Annotated in this window: 20 protein-coding genes; 7 read left to right on the top strand and 13 right to left on the bottom strand. The window is 62.1% G+C overall.

Annotation, left to right across the window (positions count from 1 at the left end; translation table 11 throughout):
- Positions 1-21: 21 nt before the first annotated feature.
- From ACE2AA_RS12945 to tkt, 5 genes are all read right to left on the bottom strand, one after another.
- A complete protein-coding gene (locus ACE2AA_RS12945; protein ID WP_395370051.1) occupies positions 22-858 on the bottom strand; it encodes a Cof-type HAD-IIB family hydrolase in 837 nt (278 codons plus the stop codon).
- Positions 855-2,384, bottom strand: coding sequence for a glucose-6-phosphate dehydrogenase (zwf, locus tag ACE2AA_RS12940; protein ID WP_141261800.1), 1,530 nt, complete (start codon positions 2,382-2,384; stop codon positions 855-857). The genes ACE2AA_RS12945 and zwf overlap by 4 nt, the downstream gene beginning before the upstream one ends.
- A gap of 151 nt (positions 2,385-2,535) precedes the next feature.
- Complete coding sequence (gene gnd, locus ACE2AA_RS12935) at positions 2,536-3,534, bottom strand: phosphogluconate dehydrogenase (NAD(+)-dependent, decarboxylating) (protein ID WP_141261799.1); 999 nt, start codon at positions 3,532-3,534, stop codon at positions 2,536-2,538.
- A 118-nt stretch (positions 3,535-3,652) separates the two neighbouring features.
- Entirely contained in the window at positions 3,653-6,511 is a 2,859-nt protein-coding gene (locus tag ACE2AA_RS12930) for a bifunctional transaldolase/phosoglucose isomerase (RefSeq protein WP_395370050.1), read from the bottom strand.
- A gap of 112 nt (positions 6,512-6,623) precedes the next feature.
- The gene (gene tkt / locus ACE2AA_RS12925; RefSeq protein WP_395370048.1) at positions 6,624-8,735 is read right to left on the bottom strand and encodes a transketolase; all 2,112 of its coding nucleotides are present in this window, start codon (positions 8,733-8,735) and stop codon (positions 6,624-6,626) included.
- 384 nt (positions 8,736-9,119) lie between these two features.
- Between tkt and ACE2AA_RS12920 the strand changes: the two genes are divergently transcribed.
- The 4 genes from ACE2AA_RS12920 to ACE2AA_RS12905 all read left to right on the top strand — a co-directional run bounded on the left by ACE2AA_RS12920 (position 9,120) and on the right by ACE2AA_RS12905 (position 12,382).
- Complete coding sequence (locus ACE2AA_RS12920) at positions 9,120-10,145, top strand: MBL fold metallo-hydrolase (protein ID WP_395370047.1); 1,026 nt, start codon at positions 9,120-9,122, stop codon at positions 10,143-10,145.
- 103 nt (positions 10,146-10,248) lie between these two features.
- Complete coding sequence (locus tag ACE2AA_RS12915) at positions 10,249-10,797, top strand: ankyrin repeat domain-containing protein (protein WP_141261795.1); 549 nt, start codon at positions 10,249-10,251, stop codon at positions 10,795-10,797.
- Positions 10,798-10,892: 95 nt separating this feature from the next.
- Positions 10,893-11,963: a histidinol-phosphate transaminase gene (gene hisC, locus ACE2AA_RS12910; RefSeq protein WP_141261794.1), complete on the top strand. Its 1,071-nt coding sequence runs from the start codon at positions 10,893-10,895 to the stop codon at positions 11,961-11,963.
- A gap of 134 nt (positions 11,964-12,097) precedes the next feature.
- Entirely contained in the window at positions 12,098-12,382 is a 285-nt protein-coding gene (locus tag ACE2AA_RS12905) for a hypothetical protein (RefSeq protein ID WP_141261793.1), read from the top strand.
- A 42-nt stretch (positions 12,383-12,424) separates the two neighbouring features.
- Here the strand turns inward: ACE2AA_RS12905 and ACE2AA_RS12900 are convergent, their stop codons facing one another.
- Complete coding sequence (locus ACE2AA_RS12900; RefSeq protein ID WP_395370044.1) at positions 12,425-12,589, bottom strand: hypothetical protein; 165 nt, start codon at positions 12,587-12,589, stop codon at positions 12,425-12,427.
- Between the two features lie 182 nt (positions 12,590-12,771).
- Complete coding sequence (locus tag ACE2AA_RS12895; protein WP_141261792.1) at positions 12,772-14,088, bottom strand: MFS transporter; 1,317 nt, start codon at positions 14,086-14,088, stop codon at positions 12,772-12,774.
- 69 nt (positions 14,089-14,157) lie between these two features.
- On the opposite strand from ACE2AA_RS12895, the gene ACE2AA_RS12890 reads away from it, so the two are divergent.
- Both ACE2AA_RS12890 and ACE2AA_RS12885 read left to right on the top strand, forming a co-directional pair.
- Complete coding sequence (locus ACE2AA_RS12890) at positions 14,158-14,520, top strand: hypothetical protein (protein WP_141261791.1); 363 nt, start codon at positions 14,158-14,160, stop codon at positions 14,518-14,520.
- Positions 14,521-14,695: 175 nt separating this feature from the next.
- Positions 14,696-15,292, top strand: a complete 597-nt coding sequence (locus ACE2AA_RS12885; protein ID WP_227001073.1) for a hypothetical protein — start codon at positions 14,696-14,698, stop codon at positions 15,290-15,292.
- A 23-nt stretch (positions 15,293-15,315) separates the two neighbouring features.
- Here ACE2AA_RS12885 and mdoH read toward each other — a convergent pair whose 3' ends face one another.
- From mdoH to ACE2AA_RS12870, 3 genes are all read right to left on the bottom strand, one after another.
- The gene (mdoH, locus tag ACE2AA_RS12880; RefSeq protein ID WP_395370042.1) at positions 15,316-17,493 is read right to left on the bottom strand and encodes a glucans biosynthesis glucosyltransferase MdoH; all 2,178 of its coding nucleotides are present in this window, start codon (positions 17,491-17,493) and stop codon (positions 15,316-15,318) included.
- Positions 17,481-18,986 carry a glucan biosynthesis protein G gene (locus ACE2AA_RS12875; protein WP_141261817.1) on the bottom strand — a complete coding sequence of 502 codons (1,506 nt, stop codon included), beginning with the start codon at positions 18,984-18,986 and terminating at the stop codon, positions 17,481-17,483. The genes mdoH and ACE2AA_RS12875 overlap by 13 nt, the downstream gene beginning before the upstream one ends.
- Before the next feature lie 128 nt (positions 18,987-19,114).
- Complete coding sequence (locus tag ACE2AA_RS12870; protein ID WP_141261789.1) at positions 19,115-19,459, bottom strand: winged helix-turn-helix domain-containing protein; 345 nt, start codon at positions 19,457-19,459, stop codon at positions 19,115-19,117.
- Between the two features lie 80 nt (positions 19,460-19,539).
- Here ACE2AA_RS12870 and ACE2AA_RS12865 point away from each other — a divergent pair, with 80 nt between their 5' ends.
- Positions 19,540-20,082, top strand: coding sequence for a GNAT family N-acetyltransferase (locus ACE2AA_RS12865; RefSeq protein ID WP_395370040.1), 543 nt, complete (start codon positions 19,540-19,542; stop codon positions 20,080-20,082).
- Positions 20,083-20,135: 53 nt separating this feature from the next.
- Here the strand turns inward: ACE2AA_RS12865 and ACE2AA_RS12860 are convergent, their stop codons facing one another.
- The 3 genes from ACE2AA_RS12860 to ACE2AA_RS12850 are packed head-to-tail and all read right to left on the bottom strand — an operon-like array spanning position 20,136 to position 24,370.
- Complete coding sequence (locus tag ACE2AA_RS12860; protein WP_141261787.1) at positions 20,136-21,635, bottom strand: mannitol dehydrogenase family protein; 1,500 nt, start codon at positions 21,633-21,635, stop codon at positions 20,136-20,138.
- Positions 21,636-21,677: 42 nt separating this feature from the next.
- The gene (locus ACE2AA_RS12855; RefSeq protein WP_141261786.1) at positions 21,678-22,793 is read right to left on the bottom strand and encodes an FUSC family protein; all 1,116 of its coding nucleotides are present in this window, start codon (positions 22,791-22,793) and stop codon (positions 21,678-21,680) included.
- 5 nt (positions 22,794-22,798) lie between these two features.
- On the bottom strand, positions 22,799-24,370 hold the full coding sequence (locus ACE2AA_RS12850; protein ID WP_141301858.1) for a DegQ family serine endoprotease: 1,572 nt from the start codon (positions 24,368-24,370) through the stop codon (positions 22,799-22,801).
- Positions 24,371-24,438 lie beyond the last annotated feature (68 nt).

The following is a 24,438-nucleotide window of genomic DNA, read 5'->3' as shown; positions in this document are numbered from 1 at the left end:
CTCTCCTTCTGTGCCGCGCGCCTATGCGCGGGGCAGTACAAAACTTTCCATGGCAAAAGCCCACCCGTCCTGCGTATTGGATCGCGTCACGAAACGGGCATGGGCCTTCACATTATCGGGCGCGTTGCCCATGGCTATGCTGACCCCGGCTTCCTTCAGCATGGGGATGTCATTGTTCATATCCCCGATACACGCAGTATTCCGGATATCAATATCCAGCAGTTTTGCCAGTTCTTTTGCCGCATAGCCCTTGTTCGCCTGCGGATGCGTAATATCAAGGTAAATAGGCGAGGACCGGTGTACACTCGCCTTGCCAGCCAGCAGGTCCGCAAGCCTGCGTTCCACTCCCGGCAGGGTGGCGGGATCCACTGAAACCCCCATGATCTTGCCGACATTTTCATAATGCCCGGCAAAATCATCCACCTGTACCGGGGTGGTCTGCACCACGTCGCGTTCATGACGGACCTGCGGCGTGTCATCACGGCGCACCAGCCAGTCATGACCGATGAACAGCCATGGCTCGACCCCGTGGGCGATCAGGAATTCGACCGCCGTCCGGGCCGTTTCGGGGTCAAGGGACAGCCGTTCGCGGATGGTGCCATCGGGATCGCAGATCAGCCCGCCATTCAGCCCCGCGATGGGGGTATCGATGCGCAGTTCCCTGACAAACTGCATCATGCCGCGTGGCGCGCGGCTGCTGACCAGACTCAGCCGGATGTCAGCCGCCCGCACGTCGTCCGCCGCCTGCCGGGCGGCTGGGGTCAGCCTGCGTTCCGGCGTAATCAGGGTTCCGTCAATATCGGATACGACAAGGCGAACGCCGCCTGCGGGGGCAACGGGTTGGGGCATGGGCATCATCCAATCTTCAGCCAGTGGCGGTGATCACGGGCCAGCAGGGCGTCGGCCGCTTCCGGCCCCTCGCTGCCAGCGGCGTAAAAATCAAGGAAACGCGCGTCCTGCCCCCAGTCCAGAACCGGCTGCACGGCGCGCCATCCGGCCTCGATATTATCCGCGCGCTGGAACAGGGTGGCGTCTCCGATCATGCAGTCATAGATCAGGGTCTCGTACCCCGTGCTCGGGCCTTCGCTGAACCATTCGGCATAGTCAAATTTCATCCGCACACCACCCAGACGCACGGACGGCCCGGGGATCTTGGCGGAAAACTGCATGGTCACCCCTTCGGTCGGCTGGATATGAATGACCATGATGTTGGGGGCCAGCTTGTCTACCGGCGTGTCACGAAACAGCGCATAAGGGGCCGATTTGAAGTGGATGGCGATTTCGGTCTTGCGCGCGGCCAGCCGCTTGCCCGTGCGCACATAGAACGGCACCCCGGCCCAGCGCCAGTTATCGATCTGGAACTTCATCGCCATATAGGTTTCGGTCAGGGAATGGGGGTCAACACCGGGTTCCTGTCGGTAGCCGGGCACTTCCTTTCCACCCACCACGCCGGGCGCGTACTGCCCGCGCACCACATCCTGCGGTGAAAGGGGATGGATTGCGTCCAGCACCTTGGTCTTTTCATTGCGCACGGCATCAGCATCGAAGGAAATGGGCGCTTCCATCGCCGTCATGGCCAGAAGCTGCATGACGTGATTGGGCACCATATCGCGCAGGGCACCGGTGCCTTCGTAAAATTTCGCACGCTGTTCCACACCCACCGTCTCGGCGGCGGTAATCTGCACGTGGTCGATGTTCTGGCGGTTCCACAGGGGTTCGAAAAACCCGTTGGAAAACCGCAATGCAAGAATGTTCTGGACCGTTTCCTTACCAAGGTAATGGTCGATCCGGTAAATCTGCTGTTCCGTCAGCGTGCGCAGCAGCCGTTCGTTCAGCGCCACGGCGGAAGGCAGATCGCTGCCAAAGGGTTTTTCCACAATGACGCGACGGAAGGTATGGCGCCCTTCGTGCACCAGCCCCGATTCCCCCAGCCGGTCTACAATGGGGCCAAAGAACCGGGCGGCCACGGCAAGGTAGAATATGCAGTTCTGGGTGCCCACCACCGTGGCGATGTCCTGATAGGTCTGCATGGTTTCGAAATCGCCACGCACGTAGCGGATGCGCGACTGCATCCATGCCCATACGTCTTCACGCAATGTCACGGCTTCCGCACCACGGCGGGCGGTGAAATCTTCCAGCGCCGCACGGACATTCTGCTGCAATTGCGCATCGGTCAGGTCGGCGCGGTCAACCGCCACGACGCTGAAACCGTCATCCAGCAGCCCCGCGCAGGCAAGGTTGTATATGGCAGGCAACAGGAGGCGACGCGTCAGGTCACCCCCGCCACCAAAGATGACAAATGATCCCGGCGGGCTGCGCCGGGGCGCAGCTTCATGCCCGGGATCGCCAACCTGTGATACCGCCGAGGCAATGATGTTTTCCATTGTACTGCTGTCCCTGGACTGTTTCCGCCTGTATTCCTTCCCCCGGCTGTTCCGGTTGCAGTCATTGAGCGCTGTCGTTTTGTCCGGGAACAGCCGGGACCCAGCATGCGTAGCATCCTGGCATCCCGTCAGTTACCAACCGTGCGTCAGGTCAGTTATTCGTACCCTCAATGTGACCGCCAAAGCCGAAGCGCATGGCGGACAGCATCTTTTCGGCAAAGTTGTTGCCCGTGCGGGAACGGAAACGCGTGAACAGCGATGCGGTGATGACGGGCACGGGCACCGCTTCCTCGATCGCGGCCTCGATGGTCCAGCGGCCTTCGCCGGAATCGGCCACGTCACCCTTGTAGTTCGACAGGTCGGGGTTGCCCGCCAGCGCACTGGCCGACAGGTCCAGCAGCCACGACGACACGACGCTGCCACGACGCCAGACTTCGGCAATGTCCGCCATGTTCAGCTCAAAACGCTGGTCTTCGGGCAGATCAGGCGAGTTTTTGGACTTCATCACGTCGAAGCCTTCGGCGAAGGCCTGCATGATGCCGTATTCGATGCCGTTATGGACCATTTTCACAAAATGGCCGGACCCTGCGGGACCGCAATGCAGGTAGCCCTGTTCCGCGCGCGGGTCAAAGCCGGGCCTGTCACGGTTCGGAGTGCGCGGGATATCGCCAATCCCCGGTGCAAGGGCCGACAGGATGGGGTCGATATAATCGGTGGCGTCCTTGGTGCCGCCGTACATCATGCAGTACCCGCGCTCCAGCCCCCATACACCGCCGGACGTGCCGACATCAATGTAGTGGATGCCCTTCTTCATCAGTTCGGCAGCACGACGGATGTCGTCCTTGTAGAAGGAATTGCCGCCATCGATCACGATATCACCCTTGCCCAGCAGGCCGCCCAGTTCCTGCACCGCCGCTTCCGTCACCTCACCTGCGGGCAGCATGAGCCAGATCACCTTGCGACCGGACAGCTTGCCCACCATGTCCGCAAGCCCGGTGGCCGGGGTGCAGCGACCGTCTTCGGCCTGCCCGCATACCTTTGCCGTTACAGCGGAATCACGGTCGAAGGCCACTACATCATGACCGTGACGGGTCAGGCGGATGGAAATGTTGCCGCCCATCTTGCCAAGGCCAACAATACCAATCTGCATAATCAAAAACTCCTGGAAGAGGGGATAGGGCCGTAGTCCTACCGCTTTGGCGGTCATTACCCAATGACCCCAATCAAAAAACCCGCCCCTTCGCCGGAAGGGACGGGCCAGCATGCGGTCAGACCGCGCGGGCGATATCCTGCCCAAGTTTTTCAAGGCCAGCCTTCAGCTCACCATGGATGTGGACACGCAGCACACGGCGGCCACGTTCGGCCAGCACTTCCATGTCACCACGGGCCTGCGCTTCCTTGACGATGCTGAAGGTGTATTTCTCACCCGGCACCGGCAGGTTGACCTCATCATCACACGTGATCTGCAGGAACACGCCCGTGTCGGGCCCACCTTTGTAGGCCTGACCTGTGGAATGCTGGAAACGGGGCCCGAATTCGGCGGCCGTGGCCAGCTTCAGCGCATCGCGCAGGTTCAGGCGGACCTTCTGGATCCATTCGCGCGTCCATGTATCACGGTCGATATAGGCCAGCAGGGCAACATAATCACCCGCCTTGCCACGGGCGAAATGGGCTTTCAGGATCGCATCCGCCGTTTTGCCCTCCCCCAGTGCCGCAGCATTTTTCGGATCGGCATAGAAGGCGAACGGACCGTCCTTGGCAAAGGGTTCGTACGGCGGCAGCTTGCCGGTTTCGTTATAGGCAGTGGTGATCTTCTTGGTCTCGATCTTCGATTCCTCGACATCGGGCTGGTTGAACGGGTTGATCCCGATCACCGCACCGGCGACGGCGGTCGCGAATTCCCAACGGAAGAATTCTTCCAGCACCTGACGGCGTTCATGCAGTTCGATGGTGACGACCGGCTCACCCGCCTCGGCCAGTGCGGCGAAGGCCGCGTCCTGCTTCGGACACGGATCTTCGGCCAGGCGCAGGTAAGCGAAAACCCGGTCCTTGCCATACACGCCCGGCTTGCCGATGGTCTCGTCATCGATGGGAATCAGGCCCTTGCCATCCTTGCCGGTCGATTCCGCAATCAGCTGTTCCAGCCATGCGCCCATGTCGTAAATGCCGGGGGACGCGATGATGGTCACCTTGTCACGGCCGAAATCACGCGCGGCAACCCCCAGCACGGCCCCCAGCACCACACCGGGGTTCTGCACCGGCGGTACGGATGCGGCACAGGACTTCTCACCACGCTGTGCTGATTCCAACAGCAGCTTCAGCGGCAGACCCGCGACGGCGGCAGGCACCAGGCCGAAGTCGGACAGCACGGAATACCGGCCACCAATCTGCTTTTCACCATAGAAGATTTTCCAGAACCCGTCCTTCTTCGCCACGTCTTCCATGTGCGAACCCGGATCGGTCACGGTGATGAAGTGCGAACCGGCCCTGTCGCCCAGCACCTTTTTCGCCTGATCGAAGAAATAGGCCTTGAGGATGTTCGGTTCCAGCGTGCCACCGGACTTGGACGAGACGATGAACAGCGTCCTGCTGATATCGATTTTCTTCTCGAAGTCACGCACCTGCTGCGGATCGGTGCTGTCAAGCACGTACAGGTGCGGGAAGCCTTCGTGCTTGCCGAATGTCTGCGCCAGCACTTCGGGACCAAGGCTGGAACCACCCATGCCCAGCAGCAGCGCATCACGGAAGCCGCGCGCCTTCACCTCCGCCTGGAAATCCTCGAACCTGGAAAGGGCGGCCACCTGGTCGTCGGTGATGTCCAGCCATTTCAGCCAGCTTGCCTCGTCCTTGCCGGTCCACAGGCTCGCATCCCTGTCCCATACGCGGCGGACATTGCCCTTCCTGCGCCATGTCTCCAGTTCGGCATCGACTGCCTTCTGCAGATCAGCGGGCAGCTTGAGCGCGGTGGAGGTGACTTTGCTGCCAAGGAACGCCGCCTGCTTGGCCGCGACAGAACCCAGCAGGTCATCAAACGCATCAGCGAAGGAGGCCACACCTTCATCCACCAGCACCTTCGTGACACCTTCAAGGTCAAGGCCAAGGCGCTGGGCTTCGGCCAGAACCTTCCTGGCCCCCTCGACATCCTGCGTCAGGGTGGGTGCGACCTTGCCGTGGTCACGGAAAGCGTCGAATGTCGCGGGGGGAATGGTGTTGACGGTTTCAGGACCGATCAGCCCGTCCACGTACAGTACGTCGCTGAACGACTTGTCCTTCGTGCCCGTGCTGGCCCACAGCAGGCGCTGTGGCTGGGCACCGGCATCCGCCAGCTTTTTCCACCGCGGACTGGCCGTCACGGCTTTCCAGTGTTCGTACGCCATCTTGGCGTTGGCGATCGCGACCTTGCCGCGCAGCGCCTTCAGCGCGGCGCTGTCCTTGTCGCCCTTCGCCACGCGGGTGTCGATTTCCTTGTCGATCTTCACGTCGATCCGGCTGACGAAGAAGGACGCGACACTGGCGATACCCTTCACGCTCTCGCCACGGCCAAGGCGGTCTTCAAGCCCTGTGATGTAGGCTTCAAGCACCTTCTTGTAGGCATCGATCGAGAACAGCAGGGTGACGTTGATGCTCAGCCCTTCGGCAATGGCGGCGCGCACGGCGGGCACGCCTTCGTCAGTGCCGGGAATCTTGATCATGAGGTTGCGGGCATCAACCGCCTTCCACAGGCGCAGCGCCTCATGCAGCGTGCCCTTGGTGTCACGCGCCAGATAGGGCGAGACCTCAAGGCTGACGTAACCGTCCACGCCCTTTGTCTGTTCATAGACGGGATACAGCACTTTGGCTGCCGCCCGGATATCGTCCACGGCCAGCAGTTCGTACAGCGCGCCCGCATCCAGCACCTGGTGCGCCAGCACCGAACGGATCTGGGCATCGTAATCCGTGCCCTGCCCCATGGCCTTCTGGAAGATGGCGGGGTTGGAGGTCACACCCTTCAGCCCGTCTTCATCCACCAGCTTCTTCAGACTGCCATTTTCGGTATAGGAACGCTGGATGAAGTCCAGCCATGGGGACTGACCATAGCGGGCCAGTTCCTTTAACGGATTTTCGCTACCAGATTCGTGCGCACTCATGCCGTGCTTCCTTTGCTTGCCGACAGCGCGGGCAGGCCCCGCGTCGCCAATACTGCGTCTTCAAAAAACAAGGCAGGCGGAACGTCCTGTCCCGCCTGCCTGTCCATTCTTCCTATTTGCCCGCCTGCCTGCGGGCGGCGGCCACCACGGCGTCAACCGTGAAACCAAACTTGACTTCCAGCCGTTCCGCCGGGGCGGATGCGCCAAAGCCATGCATCACGATCGTCTCCCCCGCCAGACCGGTATAACGGTCCCAGCCAAGCTGGGCCGCCTGTTCCACCGCAACGCGAGCAGTGACATCGGGCGGCAGTACGCTGTCGCGGTAAGCCTTGGACTGGGCCTCGAACAGGTCCCATGACGGCATGGAGACCAGACGCACCTTGATGCCATCCGCCCTCAGCTTTTCCCCGGCCTTTACGATCAGGCCGACTTCGCTACCCGTTGCCATGAGGATGACATCGGGACGCCCGTCGGTGTCTGCAAGGACATAGGCCCCTTTTGCCAGACCTGTTGCTGGCGCATAGGTCTTGCGGCAGATGGTGGGCAGGTTCTGGCGGCTCAGCGCCAGCACGCTGGGCCGGTCGGTCAGCTGGATCAGCGTGCGCCAGGCTTCCGCCACCTCGTTCGCATCCGCCGGGCGCAGCACGGTCACGCCGGGGGTGGCGCGCAGCTGGGCCAGCTGTTCGATGGGCTGGTGGGTCGGACCATCTTCCCCCACCCCGATCGAATCGTGGGTAAAGATATAGGTCACCGGCAGCTTCATGAGCGAAGACAGGCGGATGGGCGGCTTCATGTAATCGGAGAAGATCAGGAAGCCCGAGCAGTAGGCCCGTATGCCATACAGCGCCAGACCGTTGCTGATCGATCCCATCGCGTGTTCGCGCACGCCGAAATGCAGGTTACGCCCGCCATAGGTCCCGCCCCACTGCGGCGGCTGGAAATCACCCGCGCCATCGAAGGTCAGGTGTGTCTTGGTCGACGGCGACAGATCGGCCGAGCCACCGATCATCCACGGGTAATTCTTCGCGATTTCGTTCAGCACCTTGCCCGAGCTTGCGCGGGAGGCGACACCCTTGGCGTCCGCGTCGAATACGGGGATATTGCTGTCCCACCCTTCGGGCAGGGTGCCTGCGAAAATATGGTCAAGCTGGGCCGCTTCATCGGGATACCTGGCGCGGTAGGCCCTGAACAGCTCGTCCCATGCCCTGGACGCAGCCGCGCCACGGGTGGCGATACCCGCCTGGAAATGCTCCGGCACGCCATCAGGCACATAGAAGCTTCTGTCTTCCGGCCAGCCGTAGAATTTCTTGGTCTCGCGGATTTCCTCGACACCCAGCGGGGAGCCATGCGCTTCCGCCGTCCCGGCAAGGTGCGGCGCGCCCCAGCCAATGATGGAATGGACAATGATCAACGTCGGGCGCGAGGTCTCGGCCTTCGCTTCCGCCAGCAGGCGGCGCATGTCGCCGGTATCATTGGCGTCCTTCAGTTCAAGGACATGCCAGCCATAGGCTTCGAAGCGTTTGTGCACGCTTTCGGTAAAGGCGATGTTGGTCGAGCCTTCGATGGAAATATGATTGCTGTCATAGATCCATGTCAGGTTCCCAAGTTTCAGGTGGCCCGCGATGGACGCAGCCTCGCTGGCGACGCCTTCCATGTTGTCGCCATCGCCGCACAGTGCATAAATATGGTGATCGAACAGCCTGAACCCGGGACGGTTGTAGCGTTCGGCCAGCCATTTTTCCGCGATCGCCATGCCGACGGAGTTACCGCAGCCCTGACCCAGCGGCCCGGTCGTGGTCTCGACGCCAGCGGTGTGGTGGTATTCCGGATGGCCGGGGGTGAGCGAGTCCAGCTGGCGGAACTGTTCCAGATCCTCCAGCGTCAGGGCGGGACGGTCATTGCTGATCCCGCCGGGGCGCACATCGCGGATACCGGCCAGGTGGATCAGCGAATACAGCAGCATGGAGGCATGCCCGATCGACAGCACGAAGCGGTCACGATTGGGCCATAACGGATTGGCCGGGTCATAGTTCAGCACATCGCGCCACAGCGTATAGGCCACGGGGGCAAGCGCCATGGCGGTGCCGGGGTGGCCGGAATTCGCCTTCTGCACCGCGTCCATGGACAGCGTGCGGATTGTATTGATGCACAGCGTATCGATATTGGTGGGCATTGCGCCACCTCCTTCAGGTGCCATCAGGGGGGATGTTGTCAAAGAACGCATGAGAGACCGGCCTCCTTACAGCCATGGTCGTTGTCCTGATCGGGCCGGGCCTGCCGCCTGAACATGACAACCTTTCTTGTTTTTCTTTCCATACCACCCGCACCCGGGCCACCCGCCGACGGACAGCGCGGAGCGCAAGGAAAAAAGGCTTTTCACGGCACGCACCTTCTCACGACCTACGGGACGGAACAAGCCATCTCATCAAGCCGTTACCCACGCCCTGAACGAACATGCGCGCCGTGCCCCGCCATTCCCTATGACAGCGCATGGCTTCCCACCCGGTTGCCTGCGCACCCTGACAGCGCACGGGCGTGGAATTTGACACAGCCCCCTACCTCCCCCACCAGATCAGGGCATCCCACCGTCCGCCGATGGAGACCACGCATGCCCCCGCTACCCGCCAGCGACCACACGGATGGCACCCGTTTTTTCAATCCCCCTTCCATCCGCCCCGCCGCAGCGCCACCGGGACGGATGCGGCGGCTGTCCATACTGAAATGGCAATGGAACCGGCCCAAATCGGACTGGCCCGCATGGATTGAAAACCCCGTCCCCACCGGCGACCCGCACGCCCTTCCCGCACCGGGCACGGTGCAGGTAACGTTTATCGGGCACAGCACGTTCCTGATCCGTATGCCCCGCCCCGATGGCACGGTGCTGAGCATCCTGACCGATCCCGTTTTCTCCCTGCGCTGTTCGCCCTTTTCCTTCATGGGACCAAAGCGGGTGCGCGCACCGGGGCGCGCGCTGGCCGACCTGCCACACATTGACGTGGTACTGGTGTCCCACGCGCATTACGACCACATGGACCTGCCCACGCTGCGGGCCATTGCACGACGTGGGGATGATCCGCTGGTGGTCACGCCGTTGTGCAACGCCCGCTTCATGCGCAAAACCGGGCTGAAACGCATCATGGAACTGGACTGGTGGCAGTCCGTGGCCATCCCGGGGCTGGAGATCACCTGCACGCCCGCCCGCCACGGCGCGGCCCGCACCCCGTTTGACCACAACAGAAGCCTGTGGGGCGGGTTCATGCTGCGCGACGGGGCGGGGCACCAGCTGTTCTTTGCGGGCGACACGGCCCATGGGCGGCACTGGGGGCTGATCCGCGACCGTCTGGGCGCACCCGATATCGCACTCCTGCCCATCGGGGCGTATGATCCCCGCGAACTGATGGCGGGCGTGCATACCACCCCCGAGGAAGCGCTGGAGGGCCTGCGCCAGCTTGGGGCGAAGCATGGCATCGGCATGCATTTCGGCACGTTCCGCCTGACGGATGAACCCATGGACGAGCCGGTGCGCCGACTGGCCCGGGCCGTGCAGGATACCGGCCTGCCACCGGATATGATGGGGGTCCTGGAACACGGGGAATGTCGCGACATCGCATGGTGGCAACCCGGTGACGCGTGATTGCCCGTATGTTCTTTTCAGCCGAACCGTCCTATGATCCGCCGCACCTGACGGGACCGGCCCCCGCCCCCGTTTTCCGCAACCCGACCAGCGAGGCAGGCACATGAGCAAGACAATCGCCAGCGGCGACCCCGCCGCCGCCGCACCCGAATCCTTCAGCAACGCGGAAATCGAGACCCTGTTCCTGTCCGCCGCCCGTGACGGGCAGACAGATCTGGTAAGCGAATTCCTGAAGGCGGGCATAAGCCCCGACACCCGCAATGACAAAGGCTACACCGCGCTGATCCTGGCGGCCTATAATGGCCATGCCGAAACCGTGCGCGCACTGCTGGCGGGCGGGGCCAACCCCAACCTGCAGGATGCAAAGGGAGCGACCGCACTGGCCGGTGTCGCGTTCAAGGGCGACCTGCCATGCGCACGCGTTCTGGTGGAACATGGCGCGGGAATTGACGTGCCGAATTTCGTCGGGCGCACGCCGCTGGCCTTCGCGGTCATGTTCAACCGCGACCCCATGGTGACCTTCCTGCTGGAACATGGCGCCAACCCCGACCTGCGTGATGGCGAGGGGATCAGCGCGCGCATCCTGGCCACCCGGCAGGGCAATGCCGCCCTTCTGTCCGCCATGGGCCGCCCGGCCACGGCACAGGGCTGACCGGCTTCCCCCTGATCCGTTCCACGCACCCGCATCCTGAATGCAGGGAACGGGTGCGTCTGTTTCATGACCCTGACAATCTGGAATTCACCCTGATGAGCCGTTTCTGGAGCCCTGTCGTCCACACCCTGACCCCCTATGTACCGGGGGAACAGCCCAGACTGGCCAACCTGATCAAGCTGAATACCAATGAATGTCCGTATGGTCCCTCGCCGAAGGTGCTGGACGCCATACGGGCCGCCACCAACGACACGCTGCGCCTGTATCCCGACCCCACGGCGCACGCGCTGTGTGCCGCGATCGCGCGCGCGCATGATGTCCCGGCCGACCACGTTTTCGTGGGCAATGGATCGGACGAGGTGCTGGCCCATACCTTTCAGGGGCTGCTCAACCACCCCGAGCCACTCCTGTTTCCCGACATCACCTACAGCTTCTACCCCGTTTACTGCGGGCTGTATGGCATACGGCATGAAACGGTGCCGCTGGATGACGACATGCGCATCGACCCTGCCGCGTATCGCCGACCGTGCGGTGGCATCATCATCCCCAATCCCAATGCCCCAACAGGAATCGCACTGGGTCTGGATGCCATCCGCACCGTGCTGGTGGACCACCCGGACGCAGTAGTCGTGGTTGACGAGGCCTATGTCGATTTCGGCGCGGAAACGGCCATCGCGCTGGTGGACCAGCACCCCAACCTGCTGGTGGTGCGTACCCTGTCCAAATCCAGTGCGCTGGCAGGATTGCGGGTGGGCTACGCCATCGGGCAGCCGGACCTGATCGCAGCCCTGACCCGCGTAAAGGACAGCTTCAATTCCTATCCGCTGGACCGTCTGGCGCAGGTAGGGGCCATTGCCGCGATCGAGGACCGGGAATGGCTTGCAAACACCCGCGAGAAAATCATAAGCTCGCGGAACAGGCTGACCGACAGCCTGGGAAAGATGGGGTTCGAGGTTCTGCCATCACAGGCGAATTTCATATTCGTCCGGCATCCGGACCGTGACGCCGCATACCTTGCCTCCGCCCTGCGGGAACGGGCAATCATTGTGCGTCATTTCCGGACCCCGCGCATTGCACAATGGCTACGAATCACCATTGGTACTGACGCCGAATGTCAGGCCCTGATATCGGGACTGGCTGACGTGCTGGCGCAAAACGGGGGTTAGCCCCCGGTTCATCACGTACCTGTACCCGTCCGACCTGCCGTGAATGGCAGAAGGGGGGCAGTACGTGCCGTCCGTCTTTCCACCATACGATTGACAACTCATTTCCGGGACCCAAGGTCCACAGGACACTTATCATGCGCGCATTCCACGGACAGATGTCCGACAACCAGCCGATCCGTCGCACGCTTGCTGAAAAACAGAAGCAGCTGCGTGACCTGCGTGAAACGCTGGCCACCATGAAATCGCACACCGCCCCCGCCCTGCGCGAAAGCGTGCAGAAGCGCATCCGTCAGCTGGAAAGCGAGGTCAGCGCCGCCCCCGCCCTGAAGGCCGGGGAACAGCGCAACGCCCCCCGCCCCACCGGCGGCACGGCGGACCGGCCCCGCAGCCCGCGCAGGCGCCCTGAACGCAGTATCTGAACAGACAGAAATAAGGCCGGTCCCACTGGGTACCGGCCTTATTCATGTCGTACCATCTGCCAGGACAACAGATCCGGCTATTCCCAGACATATGTCCGTCGTGCCGATTGACAGATAAAATAAAAACAAAAATTTTTGGATGCTGCTTTTTAAAATGGCAGCGTTTTTCAAAGCTTTAAAAAAAAGCTTCACCAAAAACTTCTTCATGGTTGGCAGTTCTTAACAATCACGGAGTTTCAGGCTGCCGCCCACAAGGCAAGCAATATTCCCCGGTAATGCCTGCCATCTCACCCTTATCCTTCAGGACAATAAAAAAAACGGGCCTGCTTTGCAGCAGGCCCGTTTCTCACCCGTATCGAAACAACAGGTCTGGTAAAGAATGGGAAGGATCAGTGACCAACCGTCACTTCTTCCGCCACATCACCGCGTGCCGCGGCGGCATCAATATAACGACGGGCTTCCGGTGAGACGGTCAGCACCAGCGTCATCAGGGCCGAGGCAACATACAGGCCGGAGAAGATCCAGATGATCCCTTCGATCCCATGCCAGCTTTCAAACCACGTCACGATAGCCGGACCAACCCACGTGCTGGCACCCGCGCCCAGACCAAGGGCGGACAGGGCAGCAGCCTTTTCCTTCGGGCAGATCTGCGGCACCAGGCCGGACAGCGGCACGAAAGCGGCAATCGTCGCGCCGTACAGCGCACCCATGGCGGCAGCAATGGGGAAGTTGCCGGGGAACATCTGCGGCACATAGTAGAACAGCGGCACGGTGATCGCGGCACCTACGCAACCGAACAGGGCAACAACAGTGCGGTGACCCAGACGGTCAGCCGTGATGCCGGACACAAGGTTCACAAGAATGTTCGACAGGAAGATGATCGACAGAAGCTGCAGCCACTGCGACAGCGAGAAACCGATGACCTTGGTGAAAAACGCCGGCATGATGACCAGGAACGCATATTCGGACGACGTGTTGATGGTCCGCACGATCATGGCGACAAACGTCTTGGGTTCACGCCACAGGATGCTGATCGAACTGAAGAAGATCGTGGCAGGCTTCGTGCCCACCGGGGCAAGGCGGCGGGAACCGATGGGTTCACGCGTCATCAGCAGGGCAAGCAGGCCGCCGAACATGACCAGCGCCAGCGAGGACCAGAACGTTGCCATTTCGCCGATCAGCGGAATGGAGAAGCTGGCGAACAGCGAACCCAGCGTGGGCAGGCCACCGGAAAACGCGAACCAGAACCAGCCCGCGGCCGAACCCAGCTGCCGCGGCGGGGTTGCGGCGGCGATCCAGACGAGGAAGCCGTAGGTGAACAGCGGATAGCCAAAGCCACGCATGGTGTAGGCTGCCAGCATGATGGGGTAGCTGTTGACGGCCACGCCGAAGGTCAGGAACAGGACCTCGAACACACCCCAGATGGCAAGGCCGATCCACATGACCCGCTTGGGGCCCCACAGGTCGGACAGCGGCCCCGACGCCCATGAGGACAGCGAGACGGTCACACCATAAATGGTAAACAGCAGCGCGGTATTGCGCGATGAGATGCCCTGCCCCTCCAGATAGGGGGCCAGGTAGCCGGCCTCGACACCATCACCGATCATGAAGAACAGCAGGCCGACAAAACCCCAGAACAGGGGCGCCGGGATGCCAAGCCTATCAGCTATGGACGTTGATTCGGACAGATTGTCTGTCTGTTTCAAGGGGAGATTCTCCTCTTTCACAGGCAGCCGACACGAAGATGAGGGGCTCCACCTCATTGTGGAGCGTCGATGCAGGCTGCGTCCGCACAGTCCGGATTTCCGGCAAACACCAGTGCGGAACCTCAGTTTCACAAGTTCGGGTGTGCAATCACCCGGACCGGCTACAGCAATGCGGGAACAGAAGAATGGCACCAGCGCCAAAACGCCAGCGCATCATGCCTGGCAAACCTGCTTCCCCATAAATGCCACCGGCCAAAAGTCGTCGATCCAGCAGAAAACGCACCAATTGGTACGGGTTGCACAACAATACCGATGAAAAAACACCCGGCCACACCTGAAAAAAGGCACAACCGCGTGATCTCCCATCATTGGAAAGACCAGGAATTGGCTGGATATACAAAATCGTTGCAGTTGCGGACGATTTCACAGTGATCCGATAGTCTCCAACCTCCATACGGATACAAAAAATATATTCAGTGGGGTCAATCTATACTAAAAAACTCTCGAGAATGTAAGAGAAATCTCAAATTTTCGATGCGATTCTGATTTTCCCCTTATTATATCAGAAGAATTCAGATCATATTTTTATGCATACGGTATATGCATCATGACCAGACAGCACCTTTCGTCCCGGGTGGGTTCCTGCCATAGTCACCATCCCGCCCGCGCACGGACGGGGCCGCACCCCGGTGCGGGACAGGCATTGCCTGCTGCACCCTCCCATGCCGGGGCATGGACAGACGGAACGGTTACGGTGAACATCAATTCCATACGCCTTGCCGCATTGCCGGTTGCTTTGCTGCTTTCCCCCGCGCTGGCCTGCGCCCCCGCCCACGGCCAGAGCCTGGCTACACAGAAGGTGCAGCGCGCGATGGATGTCCTGCGCCTGAAGCCGGACCTGGCCAGCAAGGCCTGCCTCGACAAGCTTGAAGACCTGCACAAGATGGAAAAGGTCATTGAGGACGCAGGTGAAAGTGCGCACAACCCCAACCTGTCGCTGGCGCACGACATCATGGAATCCGATTACGAGGACGCAACAGAATCCTGCGTGCCTGACGCTGCCAAGCTATGCGCCGCCCCCGGAAAACTGGCCAGCGCCAACCAGAAGAAGCTGTGTGACTCACTTGATGCGATCATGTCGGTCGACGGGTCGGATGAAGGCGAGGAAGTCGTAACCCCGCCCGAGGGCACGGCCTCAGACTGAGACCACGCCCATAATGGTGCGGATCAGGACAGGCGCGCCAGCAGGTGCAGCCCTTCCGCATTGCCCAGCACGGCTGATTTTTCCGCCCGGCTCAGTTCACGCAGGGCAGTGGCAAGGTCAGGCGCCTCACGCAGTTTCAACAGGCCGACCAGCAGGGCCGGATTGATCGGGTCGCCCGGCCTGCGGGGCGGCGGCAGCATGATTTCATGCACCTTCAGCAACCCTGCCCGCCCGCGCAGCGCCGCAAACGCATCCTGCACGGGCTGGCCCGCCATCTGCATCATGTAGGCCACGGCCGCGCGTAGTACCGGCGGGGGGGCGGTTTCCTCGGGTATCAGCAGCAGGTGGGCACGCCGGAACGCCTGTCCCACTACTGCACTGCCCGTCAGCACCGCCAGCGGTATGGCGCAGACCAGTCCCAGCGTTACCGGCAGCATCCACAGAAACAGGGGCAGCGAGACACTCCACGCCGCTACCGACAGCGCGATACCCATGATGGTATGGATCATGTACAGCCGCACGTTCTGCATGATCTGCAGGCCGCCAGCATCACGCCGCTGCGCATTCCACCCCGAGTCGCGGCCAAGCAGGATGGAAATGACTCCCGCCGTCTGGATCATCATGGCGACAGGGGCCAGCAGCCCCCCCACCACCGTTTCCACCACGATGGACGCCGCAGCCGCAATCGCGCCGCCACAGCCACGACGCAGCGGCCCGTCGATGAGCAGCAGCAGGTAGGCCAGTATCTTGGGCGCCAGCAGCACACCCATGGTGCCGATGAACATGTATTCCGCCTGCACCGGGTCAACATGCGGCCAGTGGGGATAAAGCAGCTTGGTATCGCCAAAATATTCCGGCTTGTAAAACCGGTTCTGCAGCGAAACCACGATCCCCACCAGCAGGAAGATCAGCCACAGCGGAGCCGTGACATACGATCCGATGCCCATGAGCATGTGCATGCGGCTGATCCAGTGCAGGCCCCGTGCCGACACGACCTTCGCATGCTGTAGGTTGCCCTGGCACCACCGGCGGTCGCGGATGGCGATATCGGTAAGGGACGGCGGGCTTTCCTCATACGATCCAGCCAGGGCGGGCACCATGTGAATGGCCCAGCCCCCCCGGCGCATCAGGGCCGCCTCCACGAAATCATGGCTCATGATCGCCCCACCGAAGGGCTTGCGCCCCGGCAGGTGCGGCAGGCCCGCCTGCTCGGCAAAGGCACGGGTGCGAATCACCGCGTTATGGCCCCAGTAATTGCCTTCCGCCCCATGCCACCATGCAATGCCATGGGCGATCAGGGGGCCATAGACACGGCCTGCAAACTGCTGCATGCGGGCAAACAGCGTCTGCCCGTTGACAATGACCGGCAGGGACTGGATCAGCGCGACACCGGGGTTCCGCTCCATGGCTGCCGTCAGCCGCACGATCACGTCGCCCGACATGACGCTGTCGGCATCCAGCGTAATCATCTGCTGGTAGGCCGCGCCATAGGCCCGCACCCATTCACCAATATTGCCCGCCTTGCGGTCCGTATTGACCGCGCGCCTGCGGTAAAACAGCCGCCCGCCCCAGCCTGTGGCGCGGCACAGGGCCATGTAAGCCGCTTCTTCCGCCACCCACACATCGGGGTCGGTGGTGTCCGACAGGATGAAAACGTCAAACGCGCGTTCCTGACGGGTGGCCGTAAGGCTGTCGATGGTGGCGCGCAGGCCCGCCATCACACGGCCGGGGTCCTCGTTATAGGTCGGCATGAGCAGTGCGGTACGGGCGGTCAGGCGCGGCAGCGGGCCACTGCGCTCGATCCCCAGCCCAAGCCCGCCATGCGCCAGCATCGAGCCAAACCCCGCAAGGGCGGAGGTAAAGGCCAGCGCGATCCACAGAAACAGCATGACGAACAGCACCAGCATCACCATACCGGCCACCGAGCGCTGCACGGCATTGAACACCAGGTCCATTTCGTAACCGGCAAGTCCCGTCATGGCCACAGCCCCCCCGATAACCAGCAGGCGGCGCAGGTGGATCATCCGCCATTCCGTGGGGGGCACCGGACCACGTCCATGCAGGTCGGGGTCCGCCCCCAGCGGATGGACCGGCATATCCAGCGGTGCGGCAGGCGGCAGGGCGCACCACCCCTGCGGCAGGAGCGGCGCGGGCTGACCCGCCACCGGACCGGATGGTGCGTTCGCGGCTAGGGTGTCCATCGATAGACCCATTCTTCCGACACAGGCCCATTATCATCGGCCAGCACGCAGTTCAGTTCCGCCACCTTGGCGTCACCGGGCGCGAATTCGAATGTGCTGCGCCAGCCATGTATGGGGGGAACCGGTTCGACCACCACATTGCGGATTTCGCCTGCGGACGTACGGCATTCCAGATGGAAATGCGGCTTTTCAGGCAGGTTTTCGAAGGGTGTGCCCACAAAATCGAGGTCAAAGAAACGGGTATGCGAATCGTCCGTTGCCTCCCCCACACGGGTGGCGGCAATACGGGCCAGCCTGGTAGGCCAGGGTGTATCCCACCCCCAGTACATACGATAGGTGAACACATATTCACGCCCCGCCGCCAGCGCTTCCTGCGGCCGCCAGAAAGAAACGATGTTGTCGTTCACCTCGTTCGGGGTAGGGATTTCCACAAGGTCCACGGACCCCGCCCCCCAGTCCCCGATCGGCTCGATCCACAGCGAGGGGCGCTTTTCATAATTCAGTGACACGTCCTCGAAATCGGTAAAGGCACGCTTGCGCTGCATCAGGCCAAAGCCATGCGGGCGCACGTCACTGAATGCCGAAAACTGCAGGTCACGCGGGTTGCGCAACGGCCGCCACAACTGCTTGCCACTGCCCGTCCACATGGACAGGCCTTCGCTGTCATGGGCGGCGGGCCGCCAGTCATCAACGCGCGTGCGGTCATTGGCATCGAAATAGAACATGCCGGTCAGTGGCGCGATGCCGGATTCCTCAATGGCCTTGCGGGGGTAGAGATAGGACTGGACATCAAAGACCGTCGTCTCGCCGGGGCGGATGGTGAAACGGAAGGCCCCCACCAGGGACGGGCTGTCCAGCAGCGCATGGATGACCACGCTGTCCACGCCCGCCTTGGGCTTTTCCAGCCAGAAGGCGCGGAACAGGGCGAATTCCTCCCCCTTCGGATCACCGGTCCCATTGGCAAAACCACGCGCGGACAGGCCGTAATTCTGCCCCTTCGCCACCGCCCGGAAATAGGACGCGCCAAGGAATACGCAGAATTCCTCCATCACGCCGGGCGTATTGATCGGCGCGCGCAGCCGCAAGCCGGCAAAACCGATATCATCACTCACCCGCAGGGCGGGATCGTTATAGGTGAACATGTCGGGACTGAAGGCGATGGGCCGGGACTGCCCGTCAATGACTTCATGCATGTCGATACGCGGGGCGTACAGATAGCCGCGCGGAAAGAATTCGACATCGAAACCCAGGTTTTCGCCATGCCACAGGGCCTGTTCAGAACGGAACGCCATGGAATTGTACTGGTCGAAATTCAGGTTACGCAACGCGGAAGGCAGGGACTGTGACGGGGGCTGATACGCCTGCTGCGACAACTGGTGCGCCAGCGTGCGCACGGTGGTTGAATCGAAATTGCCACTCTGCGTTGCGCGGGCGGGACGTGTAATACCCATGCCCGCCAGGGTCATGGCGGACAGGGCCGTTCCCGCTTTCATGAAATCACGTCGTAACACTGAGTTTAACTCCAGTTCATTCTTATTGTTTAAACGTATTGGCACATCATTTTTACCAATTGGCAAAAATGATGCCGGAACATCCCTGATCGCGGCTGCCCAAGGCTTTTTCACGGCGAGGGTGAACACATGGCCGCCAAGGTTTCCAGCGGTCCCTGTACGGCGTTACGCGCCGACTGTTCGATTTCACGATACAGGTGCAGTACGGCCTCGCCTTCGGGGGACAGGCCAGCACCCCCGCCACCGCCAGGCCGGGCGGACACCAGCGGCCGCACGAAGGTCGTATTCATGGCCTCGACCAGCAGCCACGCGCGACGATAGGACATGCCCATGGCGCGTGCCGCCGCCGAAATGGATCCGGTCTGGCCAATCTGTTCCAGAAGCTTGATCTTGCCATGCCCCAGCAGGGGCGAGCCATTCGCGTCCACCCGTAATGTCAGGCGCATTTCTGTCATGGTTTCAAAACTCCTGGCCACAGCTATATCATCGCCCCTTCTACCGGAAACGGCTTCACCTGAAACGGAATTTTCCCATAATGACCCAGCCCATTTCCCCGTCCGGGCCACTGTCAGGCACATGGCGGCCCATGCGGGCACAGGATCTGGCTGCCGTCATGGCGCTGGCCACCGCCATGCACCCCGGCTGCCCCGAACGGGCGGATGTGCTGGATGAACGCCGCAGGCTGTGCCCGGCGGGTTGCCTGATCCTGCCCGATGCATGGGGAAAACCTGGCGGTTATGTATTAAGCCATCCATGGCGCATGGACCGCCCGCCCGCGCTGGATACCTACCTGCGTCACCTGCCCGCGCGGGCGGATTGCTGGCACCTGCACGACATCGCCATTTCCCCCGCCCTGCGCGGACGGGGAGCAATGCATGATGCCCTGCGCATCCTGACACGTCACGCCCGCGAGCATGGCGTGGGATGGATGACGCTAATGGCAGCGGAAGGGGCGCGCCCGGTCTGGACGCATATGGGGTTTGAAACCATGACCGATATTCCGGCGCACATTACCGCATCCTACGGGGCGGATGCCTGCCCCATGCGCCGCGCCATTTCCACAACAATGCAGGCATAAGGTTTCAAGGGAACGCCGCCTTTTTTCAAAAAGGCGGCACCCGAAAACTTCTATTATTTATTATTGCCGGTTTGTTCTGAAACCATTTCCTGTGCAGGCAGGCTGGCCCGCACGCCGCGATCACGGATGGCCCTGCGCGCGGCGACAACCGCCGCATCCAGTGCGGTGGTATCCATGTCCCGCCAGCCATCAAAGGCAGGCAGGCTCAGGCCTGCTGCAAGATCACTGTCATTAACCAGCGCAATCTGGTCGGCATCCAGCGTGGGTTCAATCGGGGCATAGGCCTGGCCCTTTTCATCCTGCCCACGCAGCATCTCCAGATAGGCGGCGATGCCAAAGGCGATCCGGTGCAGATCATGCCCGCTGTCCAGTGACCGGCGCACGGTATCGGTCCAGAACACCCGCACCTTGGATGCCCCATCGCTACAGATCCGCAGCAGCGTATCCGCCACCGCACGGTTGGAAAACCGGCTGAGCAGACGCCTGCGATAGGCGTCCAGATCCACGCCCGCCGGGGCATCGATCTGCGGCATCGCATCCTTTGTCCAGTACGCATTGGCCAGACGGGCCAGATCGGCGTCCTCAACCGTTTCATGCGCATAGCGATGCCCCAGCAGAAGACCCGCCGAGCCAAGCAGCAGATGCGCCGCATTCAGCATGCGCACCTTCACCTGCTCATACCCCGCCACATCGTCCACGAATTCGACACCGACCTGTTCCAGCGCGGGGCGGCCATTGCAGAAGCTGTCTTCCAGCACCCACTGGCTGAAATCTTCCGCCAGTACCGGCAGGTCGTCATCCAGACCACCTGCTTCATTCAGTGCGTTGCGGGTTGCGGTATCCACGCCCGGCGTAATGCGGTCCACCATGGAACAGGGGAAGGTCACATTGGCGTCGATCCATTCCGCCAGATCCGCATCCAGCGCGCGGGCGTAGCCCACGAACGCCTCATGCGCGACATGGCCGTTACTGCGCAGGTTATCGCATGACAGGACGGTAAACGGTCCCGCACCCGCTTCCCGCCTGCGGCGCAGCCCTTCGACCACATACCCGAACACAGTCGTGGGACGGCGGGGATTTTTCAGGTCGGCCTGCACGGCAGGGGTATCGAGGCGGAACTGCCCGGTTTCCTCGTTGATGTTGTAGCCACCTTCCGTGATCGTCATGCTGACGATGCGCGTCTGCGGGTCCGCAAGGCGGGCCAGCACGGCTTCGGGATCGGCAGGCGCCAGCAGGTATTCACGCAGCGCACCGATGATGGAAACCGTGCGCGCGCCATCGGCTGCGACTTCCGTCAGGGAATACAGGCAATCCTGCTGCGTGAAGGCATGGGCTTTGGCCTCACCGCGCGCACCACCGCCCAGTCCCACGCCCACAATGCCCCATTGTGACTGCCCCGGCAGGGCAAGGCATCTGTTGACGTACCACGCCTCATGCGCGCGAAAGAAGTTGCCGACACCAAAATGAACGATCCCTCGCCCCACTTCCTCCCGCCTGTAGCGCAGCGGCTGGACGCTGGCGGGAAGGTGATTCAGGGTTTTTTCATTCAACATGGTGTCTTTTGCACTCCTTTGGTTGTGGTATCGGCCCCCGCCCTATCGCTGCACGACCGTATCGGTGGGGGCAGGCTCGAACGAAGCCTCGGACAGGAACGGATGACCCGAAAGCGGGAACGGCCCGTCATCCGTCTGCCCGTCCGACCAGATGTTGCGCACGGCAAGCCGCATGTCGGCATGCAGCAGTCCGGTGGCAAAACGCATGACAGGGGTCCAGTGTTCCCCCTGACGTTCCAGTTCGTCCAGAATATCACGCATTCCGTCATCGGGCAGCGTGCGTCCGCGATGGAACGTGGCCAGTGTATCACATCGATCGGCCATCTGGGCCAGTATCCGCACCAGCATGTCACGCTCCTGCTGCAGGATATCGCCCGTCCGGGCGGTTTCCCCTTCCACCGCCGCGCGTGAAATGAAAATGGCATCAGAGCGGATCCGGCGCAGAAGCCCCGGCAGGCGCATCACCAGCGGATCATGCCGCGCCAGTGATCCGGGATGTTCGACCTCCGCCTCCTGCACGCCGTCATTGATGTCCTGCAGCAGGGAACGGCACATCACATCCACCGTGCCCAGCGCGTCATGATCGGGATGCGGGTGCAGCGCCGTGGACAGCAGGTCGGACAGGCGCCGCAGCAGGCTTGCGGCATTACGCAGCACTTCGCGCCGCGCTTCGTTGCGCAGGACAAAGAACGAGACCGCGAACGACACCACAACGCCTGTCATGATCGACGCGATACGCTGCAGCGGCCTTGAGAACGGTTCCCCCGTGGCGGGAAACAGCAGCACGACCATCAGGGTGACAATGGCCACCCGCATCTTGGGCCGCAACGCCACCAGCACCGCCAGCGGCATGAGCATGACCCAGAACACCATGCCCACCGACAGCGCGCACCACTGTTCCAGCGCGATGGCCGACATGCCGGCCGCCGCCCCGATCAGGGTGCCCACAATCTGTTCGCGCCCGGTGGACAGCGTCTGGGTCAGGCGGGTCTGGGTAATGACGATGACCGATGTAATCAGCGCCCAGACCGGTTCATCCAGATGGATGATGGTGGCGACAATACCCGACAGGATGAGCGAGACATTCATCCGCACGACCTGCCGCCACGTTCCCCGCCGCATGATGGACAGCAGCAGGTTCTTCAGGCGTTCATGCATACGGTTCAGTGCCCGGCGCCATCCGGCAGGGGAAAGGGCACCCAGCGCAGGCCATCGGAATTCTGCACCAGAAACAGCACGGTCTTGCGGTGCTGGCTGCGGGCGGTATCAAGCTGGCGGCGCAGGTCGGCAGGCGTATTAACGGCCGACTGCTGCACTTCGGTCACCACGTCACCGGGGCGCAGGCCGCGTTCGGCAGCCGGGCTGTCATCCGTCACGCCGGTGACCAGCACACCCTTCTGCCCTTCCGCCATATTGTATTTCTGGCGCGCGATGTCATCCAGATCACCCACCGTGAAGCCCATGCCCGTAATGGCCATGCTGCCCTGTGCCGGTTTTTTCGCGGGCGGGTTGGCGCCATCGGCCTTGTCGGTCTTTTCCTCGGGCAGGGCGCCGATGGTGATGGCGACATTCATCTGCTGTCCCTTACGCCAGATCCCCAGATGGGCCACGCTGCCACCCGCAAGCTCGGCCACAAGGCGCGGCAGGGCGCGACCATCGATTTCCTTGCCATTCAGGCTCTGGATCACGTCGCCGGTCTGCAGGTGGGCCACCGCCGCCGGTCCCTTTGGCTCAACTCCCGCAATCAGCGCGCCATGGGGACTTGTCAGGCCCAGCCCATCGGCGATTTCCTGCGTCACGTCCTGAATGCGCACGCCAATCCACCCGCGCGTGACGCGGCCATGACGGCGAAGCTGTTCGATGATGCCCTGCGCCTCGGCCGAAGGAATTGAAAACCCGATCCCGATCGACCCGCCGGAAGGCGAGAAAATGGCTGTGTTGATGCCAATCACCTCCCCATGCAGGTTGAACAGGGGACCGCCGGAATTGCCCTTGTTGATCGGCGCGTCGGTCTGGATGAAATCATCATACGGACCCTGTTCGATATTGCGCCCGCGTGAGGAGACGATACCCGCCGTCACCGTGCCCGACAGGCCGAACGGGTTGCCGATCGCCAGTACCCAGTCGCCCACACGCGCATGATCGCTGTCACCAAAGGGCACGGCAGGCAGCGGCTTCGGGCTGTCCACCTTCAGCACCGCAAGGTCGGTGCGGTCGTCATGGCCCAGCAGCCGCGCCTTGAGCACGGTATTGTCCTGCAGCGTAATGGTGATCTGGTCGGCATGGCGCACGACGTGATTGTTGGTCACGATCACACCCGAAGGGTCGATGATGAAGCCAGATCCCAGCGCCTGCATCTTGCGCGGTGGCGCGTTGGGGCTGTCCTGCCGGTTCATGAAATCGTGGAAGAATTTCTCGAACGGCGACCCTTCAGGGAAATTGGGCACCTGCGGCGTGTTGTCACCATCATCGCCATCATCATCATCCTCACCGGGGCGGACCATCTCGGTGGTGGATACATTGACGACGGCGGGCAGCAGTTTCGCCGCAAGGTCGGCAAAGCTGTCGGGCATGTTCCGCCCCTCGCCCGGCAGGCGCAGGGGGGCCGTGGCCGCGGGGGCCGCCGCATTCGGGGCAGGAACGGGATCAGCCGCGCGCGCGGCGTACCCTCCAAGGGCCGTAACCAGCCCCATAGCAAGGCAGGATCGGGAAAAGGCAACGGCACGAAAGGACATGGGGCTTGTATATCCTGCTGAACGGGGTCTGACGCATTCCCTATATCACGCCCTTCATGCGCTCGGAA

The sequence above is a fragment of the Komagataeibacter diospyri genome, assembly GCF_043995075.1.
GTDB classification, from domain to species: Bacteria; Pseudomonadota; Alphaproteobacteria; order Acetobacterales; family Acetobacteraceae; genus Komagataeibacter; species Komagataeibacter diospyri.
The sequence above is the reverse complement of the archived record's forward strand: the minus strand, read 5'-3'. Positions and strand labels throughout refer to the sequence as shown.